Raw genomic sequence first — 13,130 nt, 5'->3', positions numbered from 1 at the left:
AATGCACTTAGATCAACGAATCTTGAATTATAAGACTTTTAGGACTTACGACTTTATTTTAGCCATCAACAAAGGCAAAGAATATATCGGATACCACACATTCAGGAATGAAGGAAAACCCAGTAAAACTATTCGAATAAAAGGAATACCAATTGTTGCTAACCAGCATATAATTCGCATTAAAGGCACCATACAGGACCTTACTGGAGACAAAATTCCTTTAGATTTACTTTCCAATGTAAAAACCGATAACAAAAAGCAGCTAGATTTTTACGACACAATACTGAATAATAAGAAAATTTTAATTTTTGAGCTTAGTAGTACTGGTCAGCTTGTTTATTCCAATTCTTCCTATAATCGAGTTTTTACGGGACAGGATAATGCGATTGATCTGATAGGAAGAGATGAATTGCTGCAGTACTCTGAGGATAACCAGTCAAAAATCCGCACGATTATCAGAAAATGCTTACAGTTTCCCGGTATCTCTTTTCCTCTTTCTTTAGAAAGAGAAGATCCCTCGGGAAGAAAATCCATTATCGCCTGGGATTGCCTCCGAGCATAGGTAAAACAACTGAAACTACCCCGACTATCCTTTTTATAGGTATTGATGTTACTACTCTCGAAAAAAACAAAGTACAATTACTGGAGTTGGTTGATAAAGTTACTTTACAAAATGACCGTTCTATTGAATTTGGCAATATTATTAATCATCATGTTCGCTCCCAAGTAGCTAACCTGCAGGGGCTAGTTCAGCTTATGGAATTAATGAATTCGCCTGAAGATAAAATGGAGTACTCTTTCCCACTTAAGAACTACTGTCAGCAACTTACTAGAAATTACCCATATCGTTACCAATGTACTTCACTTACAAAACAATAAAAATGCTGATCGGATCAATGTATCGTTAGAAGAACTGTTACACTCCATCATTACCGGGTTTTGGAAGGAACTTATAGATTTCTCTATTACACTCGATATTCAACTACCTGAAGGATTTCGGATTTTCACTGTTGAAAATTACTTAAGGAATATTATAAAGGAGCTAATTAATAATGCAATACGATTCAGAAAACCGAATACCCCGCTAAATATCACTATTAAAGCCTCAAGGAAAGAAAGTTCTTCTCTTATAATCATAAGCGATAATGGTGTCGGAATTGATTTAGAGGTATATAAAGACAGGTTGTTCAAACTTTACGACGCCATAACTCCCACCCCAGATCATAAGGGAACTGGTTTATACATGACCAGAGTCAGAGTCAGTGCCTTAGGTGGTACCATTAAAGTTAAATCCAGTCCCTCTTTGGGAACATCCTTCTATATTGAATTGCCAGATGAAACCCATTAATATCCTAGTTGTTGACGATGATAATTTATGCCTGTTAATCGCCAACAAATTGTTACAGGTTCATCTTCCGCAGGATTAAACTTTGAACTTGAACTATGTAGCGACCCAACAAGAGGTTTGAAAATAGCTACTACCTATTTAAATGAAAAGAAAAGCTCAAAATCCAAGAAATTACTTGTGATTCTTCTTGATATCAGTATGCCAGTTTTGGATGGATGGGGTTTTTTGGAAGCCTTAAATCAAATAGATCCTCATAATCAAATAAAGGTGTTTATGCACAGTTCATCACTGGATACGGTAGAGAAAGCTTTAAAATTTGAGAGGGTGCTTCAATATTTCCACAAGCCGTTAAATCCAAAAAAAATTAAGTTGTTCTACAGTGAACTGACTCAATTGGCTATTGACTAAGATATAAAATGGACTTTAGAAAAAATTTTAGGCAATAGCTATCATAAACCGACAATGATGATAAGTAGCTTTATCCCTAAATCAACAAATAGCCTCCTGACAAAAAATAAAGGATTTACAGGAAATACAAAAGGAACCCTTTCTAGCTTCATGTTAAAATCCAATTTATTTATTTGCAAGCTTTAGATTTAGTGCCATAAAATTGTCGGATTACCGGGGTCGAACTTTAGGAAAGTCCTTCAGCGAATCTTTTAGCAGTATTTTTACTAACAAAATCACAACTTATCAAGTCCATCCACGGTACTGATTATTCTTTTCTCCTGATTTTCAATGACCGAATAACATTCGTACTCTAAAAAACCTAAATACACCTCATTTAATTTGGATATCCCTTTAGCCTGCACTCCATTTCGTTTTCCAAAAACTCACCTTTTTAAAAAAAAACATCACAGATTTTCTTGTGAAAAAACGAAATAGCCCAAACCCGATAAGTTTATGGTGGAAAACCGAGGGCGGCGGATTTATCAGATCTTAGAAAATTAGGAAACACTTAGATAACTGGTTGACAGTAAATTAATTTGACTGAAGTAATAAAAAATTGACAAATCTTGAAAGACCAAAAACTAAAGCCTTATATACTAATCACTTAGCAGTCAGCTCGAAAACGTAGTTAGGAAAGTATATCCTTTTCAGACTTAAGTATTTAGAAAGTAATTGGTTGTTTAACCTATCATGTTAAACAACAAAACCCACGACTCGTAGTTCTACTTAGCTGAGGGTTTTCCTGTTTAATGCAACTTAAGTGAATGACCTATCATCTTAACCAATTAATTAATGTCTGGTAACCCACCCCTATTTCTCTAGCAAATGCAGCCTTAGTTTTTTTGCCTGTTGCCTCTACTCTAGCCCATTCTTCTACAATTTTATTTTTCTCAGATTCACTGAAAGATCTTCTTTTGGAAGATTTTACTGCTACATCCTTTCCTGAATCCCAGGGAGATTAATTCATTCAATTCATTTATGAAATTCAGTGTCTTTCAGGAAAAGTCCAGCAGCTTCTAATTTCTTAATTACTTCTTTCTTCGGATTGACAGGAGTGACTGCTATTCCACTACTGGCAGCTTCATGCAAATCAATCTGTTTTCCATCTCCAGTAACATAAATAAAACCATCAGCATTTTTAAGATCAGCTATAGCTTCTTTAATTAATTCTCTCATGTTGTTTTGTATAGGTAAAAACTATCAATTTTATATATCATAATTATACATGAATATGCACTTAAAGGTTCCCTTTAATCACTAATAAAATAACATATTCTAAATTCCATAATTTACATGTATCTGTAACTCCAATCAACCCTATATTGATTTTTAATAAGTCATAGCCAATCGCCACTTCTTTTTCAATCCCAACTATCAATTTCCGTAAGTTCAAACAAATGAAAATTAATACAAAAGAAGTGAAGAGGCAGCATTTATCCTTTATTTAGTTGCCTATTAAAACTAGAAATACTATTTTGTTTAAAGGTGCAACCTTTGGATGCTTTTCCCCGATGAATTTATAACAATATGGTAATAGTGGTGGTCGATATGAAATAATCAAATGGACAACAAACTTAAAAAAACACATAGTTCTTAGAATCAATCATCTGCCTTAATTGGATTAAACTTCCTGTTATTTAACCCTCAATATCTTGTGCCTCTATGAAAAAGCTCCAAATCCACTCACTTCCGCTCAAAGAGGTAATTGCAGATATAGCACGTGGTTTAGATTCAAGCTTTGTAAATGACTGTGGAGAATACACCGTACATCTTCCTACTGCTTGAGCTCTGGAGTAATCAAAGGAATTAACTTTGAAGGGGGGTTGGGATTATTGATTTACGCTTGTACGTTCAACTGCGATCTGGAAATGAGCTTTACAGTAAACCTCACTCATCCTTTAAAATTTCTATTCTGCCTGGAGGGTAACCTTTCACATTATTTTGAGCAGGATGAACAATCCCATTCCCTGCAGCAATACCAAAATATCATTGTAGCGAGCCAAGGAAAAAATGGTCATGTGCTTCAATTAAGTGCAAATACGTTTTACTGTCGATTTACAGTCTGGAAGTTGATAGAGAAAGGTTTAAAGCGAAAATGGCCTGTGAATTAAAAAAGTCGAAACCAGGCCTACAATCTATATTTGAAGACAGAAAAAGCATCCCAAACATTTTATTACAATGGCAGTTAATAGCTTAGTGCTTGGAGAATTATTCGATGAAATGAAAACTCAACAACAAGATCATCTTATACGAAAAATATCTTTGGAAGGTCAGGCCTACAGAATGCTTGGACAGCAATTAATACAATATGATGATGATCTAAGGGGAAATTCCGATAAAAGGATACTTCGCAAATCAGAAGCCCATGCCATAAAGGAAGCGGTAGGAATTATGAAATCAGAGCTTGATTCGATAACCTCAGTCAATTTGATCGCTCAGCGAGTTGGTTTAAACTTAAAAAAATTCCAGAACGGCTTTAGGCATTTTTATGGTAAAACTGCCAATGAATATCTTCAATATTTGCGCCTAAGCCTAGCCAAGGATCTATTAATAAATACAGACGATAGCTTACAGGAAATCAAAGAGAAAGTTGGGTTTAGCAATCAGAGTTATTTTACCGAACTCTTCAAAAAAATATACCATACCACTCCTTCCAATTTCAGGAAAGAATATAGAAAAAACCAAGTCTAGCCGGAACAAAGTTGGCCATAAAGTTAAAGTAAGAATAGATCGGCTGGATTATTGTCGGCTTTATACTTTTTTTAACACAAGTTGAGCTCAAAAAACTCATTTGAATTATTACAAATGATAAAACGCATTACTTTTTAGCCAAAGTTTCTTTTGCCCCAATGTAAGCTACTTTGCAGGCGTCTATAAAATCCCGAGCCCAAAGACTTCCCAAAATATCGCCGTTCTCAATTGTTTTAAAACAATATTTTTTACCTTCAGAAATGGGCAAATTTTTACCAAGAAAAATTTCTTGAATCTGAAAATCAGCATTCATATGAACCGTATACGCATCAAGATTCTGTTCCGTTTGTCCAACTTCCAGATCTACAGGAATTTCAATATAGCTCAATAAGCATGTTTGTTTACCCGTTGAATGCCATTCAATCCATTCTAAACATTTTTGCTCCCTGTTGAAAACTGCCTCTATTCTAAACACTGGCAAAGTACCTTCCAACTGTCTGGATCTCACCTCCATAAGCTGATATTCAGCTGAAAAAACTACAAATACGGTATCCATCATTTTCTTTTTAAAGTATTACTACATAGCCCCGTAATCACTAAGAAGGCGCATATTACACATTTAACAATAATCCCTTTATCGATTTAGAATTAATAAATAACGAAATAGAAACTAAGGAATTTTCCAAGAAATAAGGTATCCCTTATTGCATAATCATGGCCGAAACAGGATTCAAAAGTAAAAAGTGCTAGTAGAAATGAATATGACTCAAATACTAAGCGGAATGCAGATTATTTTTAGACTCTCAGATAATCTACCATAAAGGCATTGATCAATTAGAAGCCACAGAATTGTACTTTGCTAGGGCATACTTCCTAGTCTTTGGCATTTCTTTGTAGCGAAAATAGCTTTAGTAAGACTTCCCATTATACCAGGTTTAGTCCTATTTATTCATAAATACTGCAGGTTATAGGAAGCACTTCTTCGAATTTAACGCTTAATTCTTTTATTTTAGCCACCAGCCTAATTCAGAATCGACGGAAAATTAAAAAATAAATCCATCTCATTTCTTAAATAATAACAACCTTAAAATCATTTGATTAGCAACTACTGCCAGTGTCAGTAATTTCAAATTCACAGAATTCAGAAAATTGAGAATATTGGATTTTAAATTGACCTCAATTAGAGCTTTTACATAAGACATTTAATGTCCTTTCCTTCATTAGGAACAAAAAAACCTATAGATTTTGAAAGGATCCTCGCTTTATTTCATTCTCTAAAGCAAGAAAATGACTTAGTTCACCACCTGAACTTGAAATAGGAATTATAGAAATCCCGCATAGGTAAACTTCCCCATTCTTTCTATAGTTTACAATTGACTCTGTAAAGCGTTTACCCGTACTTAACTGCTGTCCGAAATTGCGAACCCTTTCCGTAGCTGAGGTTTTTCCTTAGAGAAAAGCCGGGGATTTCCCAATAGCAAAATCAGGAGAATATCCCGTCATTCCCTGAAACCCTTCATTCACATATAAAATTTTCTGATCCAGATCAGTTAGAACAAGCGCTTGGTATACTACAGCTAATTCTTTTTTAAGGTCAACATCCCAATTATACAATTCTGAATACTTAATAAGTTTATTGAACTCCTCTAGTTTAAGCTGCTTGAATATGCTTGTCAGTTTACAAATATCCCAACTCAAGAGGGTAAAACTAGTATAGATACTATTTTTACTCATTAATTCTAATAAGATCCTACAATAAATATATGATAAAAACTTGATAGGGTTTAGAAACACTCTGGATGTTAAGAAACCTTATTTTTTATTTTAGTGTAGAGATAAATCAAAAGAATTATGGCCAATACAAATAAGATTGCCCCCATAAAAAACTCGATGATTTTCATCACCAGCGTAAGCACCACAATGGCCCCGAGTAAAAGAATCCCTAAAATGATCAAGCCAAATTTTTCCATACTACTATAGTTTTTTTTCATTTTTAAATTAACTTCTATACAAATATTGTTCTAATTAATATCCTCGTGCTTGCCTTTGAAATAGTCGGCATTATTAAAATCCTAGGTATGCAATTGCTTTACCATGTTGCTGTCGCATTGATTTTACCTACAGCCGAAAAAGCTGAGGATGAAGTATCGATGAAAAAGCGGTTTCTCTAGAGATAAACTTACTCTACTTTGACCGTTCGGTACACCCTTAGTTCAAATTTCTTTTCATCCAGTTCGAAATAATAAGCAGAGCCCCACCAAATATGATCCTGCAACCCTTCAGAATAAGGCTCAATTTTCGGTAATCCCGGAGGATTTGGAAATATAGGATTGGGTTAGGTTTTGCAAAGCCAACACCATTTAGAATGTTATAAAACTCCAACGTTTTTCTTCTTCCCATTTCAGCATCTGTTTCACCATTTTCCAACTCGTATCGAAATACATCCACCCAACTATAACCTGCTCAGGTGATCCTCTGCTAACTCACAGCTGTAAACGACCTTCAGAAATCAAATCGGCAGCACCTACATTTTCCGCCATGTACAATGGATTATCATATCGCATATCGATGACACCAGTTCCGATTTCAATTTTGTGAGTTTTAGCTCCAACAGCAGCCAACAATGGAAATGGAGAAGCCAATTGCTGGGCAAAATGATGCACCCGAAAATAAGCCACATCCATTCCAATTTCTTCGGCAGCAACAGCCAGATCAAGCAAGGTATCGCTTGCAGGATTGGTAGTATAAGCAGGATGATTGGCCCAATGTCCGAAAGACAGAAACCCTATTTTTTTTTCATAAACTTTAATGTTTTCTTATTTCCTATCTGAGTAGAATAAACACTTCAGTAAGTAAGCTCAAAAAAAGGCAATTTTAAAAATCTGTTCAATTTGAGAATAAACTCAAGAGGATTATTCTCAATATACTTTTGCTACTCCTTTGCTTCTGATACGTTGTAGAAAGGCAAGACAATCTTAATCCTATACATTGTATTCTACCTAGCTATGCATTAGGGTAATATAAATGCTACTTTACTCCTACTTCAGCAAAGGGGATAAAATTTAATTTTCAATGCATAAAGGTGAACTACGTATTAATTATCCTGTGGAATACAAACGAAATGCTTTTGTAAAGCAAACAAACCCCAGAATAAAATGATTTGCCTGTAAACTTTAAACGCAATGCATCCTTCCACTCAATATTCTCGTTTCTTAATTTCAAACCAATCTGTATACAGCCCAGCCATAGCCAAGAATGAATAGATTAAAAATACATTTCGTCGAAAAAGAAACCACCGCTTCAGGATCGATAATAATAAGTAAAATTGGTGGAATCAATAACACAGGAGAACGATGGGTAATTTCTGCAGAAAAGGCCATTGAAGGGATTAATAATGGATTATGGGACTTTTTTATGTTAGAAAATCGCCATGAAATCCCTGTTAAAATCTCCAAGTCTGAAAGTGGTAAATTTGTGTTAGTTGCAATTGGTGAAGGGTATTTGCACAACCTATTAGAAGACTTGCCTGAAATAATAAAAGAAGAGGTTATATAAAGTTCTAATTCAGGAGTTCAGCATGTTCCGCCTTCCCTATAACCTCCACTACATTGGGATTTTCATTTCTTGAAGTAACCAATCAGGGGATGGTGTAAGCGGCCATTTTTTCCATTGAAACCGGATCATCATTTCTTTAATTCCTCCTTGCCCAAATCTGGTTCAATTCATTTCTTAGCCTTGCCAAGATCTAAAATCAAGGGCATGCGCCTTTTGATGTTGTGAATTTGTACCATCAATGGATTGGCTTCTGTGGTAATTATAGCGTAGGTACGTTGGGTTCCCCCGTTTCTTAATCTGTCAACTCCTCCCCAATGAAAAACACCTGGACCTTCCGGGTGTATGAAGTAAGGATAGGTTTTACGCTAATAATATCTCTATTCATAATAACCTGTTACAAGAATTATACAACGCCGCTTAAATATTGCTGTACGAGCCGAGGGCAGTTCAACATTAAGAGAAAGAAGAAACGGAGTAAACCATCAAAGGCAAGAGCTCTGGCTTTATGAAGTTCACATGGTAAATTGGCAGAAAAGGGAATAGAAAAATCAACTCTTTAAGAATTGCTATTTTAGGTTAAGATAATTAATTATTCGATTAAAAAAAGATATCCCAGTAAGATAAAATTTCAGCAGTACCTCTAAAAAACTTTATCATGATATTATATCCCATTACGGATCTAATTCCCTTCCCAGCGGATATTGCCTAGAAGGAAACGGTAATTTTTTGCAATAAAAATTTCTTCCAAAAAACTTTAACGTTCTTACTAAAATGGGATATAAACTAGTATTTTGGACCAGAATATGAACTCAATCAGAGTACAAACAATCATAAAAGATTCTAAAAATGCATAGGAATAAGGCCTATTTTTTTCCTCATTTTTTTGAATTGCATTTAATCAGATTTGTCCTAAAAACATGCGATTTACTTTTAGAACGATTCCTATTTTATTGTTTTTCCACCTAATTTGGACGGGTGCATATGCGCAAAACCAAGTTATTGATAGCTTACTATCAGAGTTAGAACTCCATACAAATCAAGACACTATACGGGTCAACCTTCTAAATGAACTTGCTTTCTCCTTTTTCAGCAGAGACATTTCAAAATCACTTGATTATTTGAGCGAATCTAAGGAGTTGGCAGATGCTATCGGATTTAAAAAAGGTAAGGCAAGAAGTATTTTTATCAAGGGCATAACAGAAGCTATCCAATCCAATTATGAGCAGGCTTTGGATTATTATGACCAGGCACAAAAACTATATGAAAGCCTGGCGATTAAAAAAGGAATAGCTAGCTGTTACAATGCTATGGGGATCACTTATAAAAATAAAGGCGAGCTCAGGAATGCGATCGAGAATTATAAAAAAGCAATAGCTATTGAAGAAGAAATCGGAAGCGATAATCTTTCAGCAAGTCTTTTGAATTTAGGAGCTGCATATGAAGAATTGGGTGAATTTAATGAAGCCATTTCTCATTTGAATAAAGCGATTTCGATAGCCGAAGCAAATCAAAACGAGCAGCGGATTTCCTACAGTCTGAACAATTTGGGAAACGTCTACATGCAGCAAGGCAATTATCCGCTAGCCCAGGAACATTTCAAAAAATCTTTATATAAAAATGAGTTACTGGGAGACAGCATCAGTATGGCTCATAACCTTGGGAATATTGGGACGATTTACAAAGTCCAGAAAGATTTTGAAAAGGCGATGGAAAGTTTTGAAAGCGCTTTGGGAATCTATGAGCGAATGAACAGTAAGCAAGGGGTTTCCAATACCTTGAATGGAATTGGAACCGTTTATGAAGATCTGGAGGAATATGAAAATGCCTTGAATAGCTATTTTAATGCCTTAGAAATAAGTAAACAAATAGTACGCTACCAGTGAAATCCCCTATATTCTAAATAATATCGGGGGAACCTATCTAAAACTTAATGACCTTGCCAACGCAAACAGCTACTTCACTAAATCAGAAAAAATCAGTTTAGAAATTGAAAACGTCGAGACATTATCCGGAGCCTATATCGGACAGTCCAGAATTTTAGAAAAGCAAAAAGCATATGGCCCAGCTTTGTCCAAGGCGCTGAAAGCCAATGAAATTTCCACAGCTTCGAGGTTCTTAAACTATCAAAAAGAAGCCTCCGAAATGCTATCCTTAATTTATGAAGCAACGGGAAATTATATGGAAGCGCTCAACAGCCATAAGCAATATAAAATATTGGACGACAGCCTTTTCAATAAGGAAAACATAGAAAAAATAGCCCAATTGGAATACGAATATAAATACAAGTTGGAACTGGATTCTGCCAATATCAGAGAGTTGAAGTTAACAAAAACCGTTTTGGACACCTCTCAGGATTTGGCAAAAACGAGGCAGAATTACCTATGGGCCATTATAGGAATTCTATTGATTTCCATAGTCTTGGGAACTTTGATTTTTATTGAAAAGCTGAAAAACGAAAAATCCAAAACCAAAAATGTCATCGTGGAGCAAAAGCTGCTTCGCTCTCAGATGACCCCACATTTTATTTTCAATTCTCTCTCCGTACTCCAAGGGATGATTCTCAATAAAGAGGAAAGTAAATCAGTGAACTATCTCTCCAAATTTTCCAAACTTCTGCGAATCATATTGGAAAATTCCAGGGATAAACTGGTTTTGCTCTCCAAGGAAATTACTGCAATTGAGAATTATCTTTCACTCCATAATCTGGAAGACAATCAATTCAATTTTTCAATTCATGTGGCAGATCAAATTGACCCGGCAGCGATAAAAATCCCTCCTATGCTTATTCAGCCATTTGTCGAAAATGCGATAGAACACGCATTTAATGGGCAATCCGGAGAAAATAAAATTGATATTTCTCTTATGCTAGACCAAGGACAACTTATCTGTACCATCTCCGACAACGGAATAGGAATAGATTCCCAAATTGGAAGTCGATCAAACACCAAAAAATCTTTGGCTACCACTATCACTTCGGAGCGGCTAAAAATACTTTCCAAGGACCTTAAAATGAAGGGAGAAATAAGCATAGCCGATAGAACCAAATTCAATGAAAAAAGGGACCCTAGTGACTTTGACAATCCCCTATAAACTAAGCCAAGAATCATGAATGCACTGGTCATTGAAGACAAGGCCTATATCAGAAAAGGCCTGATCAATTTACTCAACTCAGTCAGTTCTGATGTTAATATCATTGGTGAATGTGAATCTGTCAAGGAAGCCGTTATAGTCGCAAATGCCTGCAAACCTGAGCTTGTTTTTTTGGACATCAACCTTTCGGATGGAACTGGATTTGATTTTTTGGATCAAACCGAACATTTGGACTTTAAGGTCATATTCATTACAGCCTATGAAGAATTTGCACTTAAGGCACTGAAAATAGGTGCTGTAGATTACCTGATGAAGCCAGTTGATCCGGAAGAGCTTCAAATCGCATTGAAAAAAGTGCAAAGCAAAAGTTCAGTCCAACAGAAAAAACAGATCAATCAAACTAAAAAAGTCTGGTACCAAGATGATTCCACGCTTGTACTTTCTTTAAGCGACAGCTTTCAGGTCATCGACCTAACCGAACTGTTGTATTGCGAATCAGATAAAGGCTACACCACTTTTCATTTATCAAACGGAAAAAAATACATGGCTTCCAAACCCATCAAAAACTATGAGGAACAACTTGAAAAAGTACATTTCACTAGACCCCATCAGTCTTTTATGGTGAACCTGAAGTTCATTGACAAATACGATAAATCAGGGACAATTTACTTAAAAAACGGAAAGCAAATCCCCGTTTCCTTCCGAAAAAAAGAAGCTTTTTTGACAACTTTTCTAGAGTTCAACAGGCATTAGAATCTCTTCTTATGTACAAAAACATCCTTATCCCCAATTTTCAACCAAACGAAAACCAGTCAACATTTCACTAATATACAGTTAGGTAATACGGATATAGACTGCCTATTTCACCACAACAAAAAATTGCCAAGATTGATCTTAAGATTTCAGGGATTCAAGGTATAACAAACCCTGGATCACTTTTTATAAAATTTAAAAGATCAATTCAAATGGAAGACATCAAATCAAAACTCGGGAAAGGCGGACTTTTACTAGCTGCAATGGGGATCATGTCAATGGTCCTATCAATCTTTAATTACAACATCAGACTATTATCCTGGATAGATATCTGGGGAAGCGGAATGGGTTGGATCATTCGGTTTTTATTGATCGGTATTGGAGGAGCTCTATTCTATATCTATGGTAGAGAATCCGAAGAAGTAGAAGAATAACCCTAAACCTTTTAGAAATGAATAATCTTAAAAACCTTTGTCTATTTCTTTTGCTGACATTCTTTTATGCCTGTGGTAGTGGTAGTGGCACGAGCAATCAAGAAGCAAATGCGGATGGCTTCCTTGTCATAGAGGAAAACCTGAAAGACCAATTTGGAGAGGATGCATATTTCACTGATTTAACAATCACACATAATAAATCAATTGGAAACATCCTCTCAGTGACTGTCACCAGTGATCCATCTTCCCTAAAAATGGGGCAATGGACGCAATCCAATGATAATTGGAGACAAACTTCTGACATCACTTTGGAAGTACCTGACGGCATGAATGCTTCGGACTTTATGTTTCAATTGGGCGATCCAATCGAGCCTGGGCAAATTGGGAGACTTGGTAGAAAAATCCAAAGAAAAATTGGAGGTAGAAAAGGAGATCCAAAACCCTTCCCTTCAAATGGCAATAGTGAAAATCCCCAAAGATGGAGTGCAGTCAAAAATTGAATACCAGATTCTGCTACAGCCGGAAAACGGGGGAACTACTTTCACCTATAGCTATGACCTAAGCGGGAACTTCATTTCTATGGATTATTAAGCCAAAATCATAGGATTCTAAACCTAAAAAACCTTTCCAATAAGCATTGCTGGATTGGTAACATTATTTTTCAAAAAGCTTGAGCTCGAAAAGAACCTAAGTCAAAACAAATACCATGAATAAAAATCTAAGCTACTTCCCACCGGTCAATCCCAAAAAACTCTCGACAAAACAGGATGAAAAGTGGGATGAATCAATAGCCTTGTTTAACAATGCAC

At 35.6% G+C, this 13,130-nt stretch carries 17 protein-coding genes and 2 pseudogenes; 12 read left to right on the top strand and 7 right to left on the bottom strand.

What is annotated here, in order from left to right; all coding sequences use genetic code 11:
• Positions 1–22: 22 nt before the first annotated feature.
• The 3 genes from AC0L6R_RS24905 to AC0L6R_RS24895 all read left to right on the top strand — a co-directional run bounded on the left by AC0L6R_RS24905 (position 23) and on the right by AC0L6R_RS24895 (position 1,756).
• Positions 23–562, top strand: a complete 540-nt coding sequence (locus AC0L6R_RS24905) for a hypothetical protein (protein ID WP_473273583.1) — start codon at positions 23–25, stop codon at positions 560–562.
• 207 nt (positions 563–769) lie between these two features.
• Positions 770–1,348, top strand: a complete 579-nt coding sequence (locus AC0L6R_RS24900; RefSeq protein WP_473273660.1) for a sensor histidine kinase — start codon at positions 770–772, stop codon at positions 1,346–1,348.
• A gap of 27 nt (positions 1,349–1,375) precedes the next feature.
• The gene (locus AC0L6R_RS24895) at positions 1,376–1,756 is read left to right on the top strand and encodes a response regulator (protein ID WP_473273580.1); all 381 of its coding nucleotides are present in this window, start codon (positions 1,376–1,378) and stop codon (positions 1,754–1,756) included.
• Positions 1,757–2,770: 1,014 nt separating this feature from the next.
• Here AC0L6R_RS24895 and AC0L6R_RS24890 read toward each other — a convergent pair.
• Entirely contained in the window at positions 2,771–2,974 is a 204-nt protein-coding gene (locus AC0L6R_RS24890; protein ID WP_473273579.1) for a hypothetical protein, read from the bottom strand.
• Positions 2,975–3,460: 486 nt separating this feature from the next.
• Between AC0L6R_RS24890 and AC0L6R_RS24885 the strand changes: the two genes are divergently transcribed.
• The 3 genes from AC0L6R_RS24885 (at position 3,461) to AC0L6R_RS24875 (ending at position 4,489) form a co-directional block, all read left to right on the top strand.
• Entirely contained in the window at positions 3,461–3,583 is a 123-nt protein-coding gene (locus AC0L6R_RS24885) for a hypothetical protein (RefSeq protein WP_473273578.1), read from the top strand.
• Positions 3,580–3,909: a hypothetical protein gene (locus AC0L6R_RS24880; RefSeq protein WP_473273577.1), complete on the top strand. Its 330-nt coding sequence runs from the start codon at positions 3,580–3,582 to the stop codon at positions 3,907–3,909. Before AC0L6R_RS24885 ends, AC0L6R_RS24880 begins: the two co-directional genes overlap by 4 nt.
• A gap of 67 nt (positions 3,910–3,976) precedes the next feature.
• Positions 3,977–4,489: a helix-turn-helix domain-containing protein gene (locus AC0L6R_RS24875; RefSeq protein ID WP_473273576.1), complete on the top strand. Its 513-nt coding sequence runs from the start codon at positions 3,977–3,979 to the stop codon at positions 4,487–4,489.
• A gap of 127 nt (positions 4,490–4,616) precedes the next feature.
• On the opposite strand, the gene AC0L6R_RS24870 is transcribed toward AC0L6R_RS24875, so the two are convergent.
• The 5 genes and pseudogenes from AC0L6R_RS24870 to AC0L6R_RS24850 all read right to left on the bottom strand — a co-directional run bounded on the left by AC0L6R_RS24870 (position 4,617) and on the right by AC0L6R_RS24850 (position 7,209).
• Positions 4,617–5,045 carry a hypothetical protein gene (locus tag AC0L6R_RS24870; protein ID WP_473273574.1) on the bottom strand — a complete coding sequence of 143 codons (429 nt, stop codon included), beginning with the start codon at positions 5,043–5,045 and terminating at the stop codon, positions 4,617–4,619.
• A gap of 680 nt (positions 5,046–5,725) precedes the next feature.
• Positions 5,726–5,908: pseudogene (locus tag AC0L6R_RS24865) on the bottom strand (hypothetical protein); the annotation flags it as partial.
• Between the two features lie 30 nt (positions 5,909–5,938).
• The gene (locus AC0L6R_RS24860) at positions 5,939–6,223 is read right to left on the bottom strand and encodes a PAS domain S-box protein (RefSeq protein ID WP_473273571.1); all 285 of its coding nucleotides are present in this window, start codon (positions 6,221–6,223) and stop codon (positions 5,939–5,941) included.
• A 68-nt stretch (positions 6,224–6,291) separates the two neighbouring features.
• Entirely contained in the window at positions 6,292–6,480 is a 189-nt protein-coding gene (locus AC0L6R_RS24855) for a hypothetical protein (protein WP_473273570.1), read from the bottom strand.
• Between the two features lie 492 nt (positions 6,481–6,972).
• Entirely contained in the window at positions 6,973–7,209 is a 237-nt protein-coding gene (locus AC0L6R_RS24850; protein WP_473273568.1) for an LLM class flavin-dependent oxidoreductase, read from the bottom strand.
• Positions 7,210–7,744: 535 nt separating this feature from the next.
• Here AC0L6R_RS24850 and AC0L6R_RS24845 point away from each other — a divergent pair.
• Positions 7,745–8,044: a DUF3892 domain-containing protein gene (locus tag AC0L6R_RS24845; RefSeq protein ID WP_473273567.1), complete on the top strand. Its 300-nt coding sequence runs from the start codon at positions 7,745–7,747 to the stop codon at positions 8,042–8,044.
• A gap of 167 nt (positions 8,045–8,211) precedes the next feature.
• On the opposite strand, the pseudogene AC0L6R_RS24840 reads toward AC0L6R_RS24845, so the two are convergent.
• A pseudogene (locus AC0L6R_RS24840) lies at positions 8,212–8,394 on the bottom strand (SOS response-associated peptidase family protein); the annotation flags it as partial.
• 567 nt (positions 8,395–8,961) lie between these two features.
• On the opposite strand from AC0L6R_RS24840, the gene AC0L6R_RS24835 reads away from it, so the two are divergent.
• The 5 genes from AC0L6R_RS24835 (at position 8,962) to AC0L6R_RS24815 (ending at position 12,821) form a co-directional block, all read left to right on the top strand.
• Positions 8,962–9,927: a tetratricopeptide repeat protein gene (locus AC0L6R_RS24835; protein WP_473273565.1), complete on the top strand. Its 966-nt coding sequence runs from the start codon at positions 8,962–8,964 to the stop codon at positions 9,925–9,927.
• Between the two features lie 184 nt (positions 9,928–10,111).
• The gene (locus tag AC0L6R_RS24830; protein WP_473273564.1) at positions 10,112–11,134 is read left to right on the top strand and encodes a sensor histidine kinase; all 1,023 of its coding nucleotides are present in this window, start codon (positions 10,112–10,114) and stop codon (positions 11,132–11,134) included.
• 15 nt (positions 11,135–11,149) lie between these two features.
• Complete coding sequence (locus tag AC0L6R_RS24825) at positions 11,150–11,887, top strand: LytR/AlgR family response regulator transcription factor (protein WP_473273562.1); 738 nt, start codon at positions 11,150–11,152, stop codon at positions 11,885–11,887.
• A gap of 212 nt (positions 11,888–12,099) precedes the next feature.
• Entirely contained in the window at positions 12,100–12,321 is a 222-nt protein-coding gene (locus AC0L6R_RS24820) for a hypothetical protein (RefSeq protein WP_473273561.1), read from the top strand.
• A gap of 17 nt (positions 12,322–12,338) precedes the next feature.
• The gene (locus tag AC0L6R_RS24815; RefSeq protein WP_473273560.1) at positions 12,339–12,821 is read left to right on the top strand and encodes a hypothetical protein; all 483 of its coding nucleotides are present in this window, start codon (positions 12,339–12,341) and stop codon (positions 12,819–12,821) included.
• Positions 12,822–13,130: the final 309 nt, after the last annotated feature.

This window comes from Algoriphagus sp. 10J20-15 (genome assembly GCF_055809615.1).
This window is presented reverse-complemented; position numbering and strand designations above follow the sequence as displayed.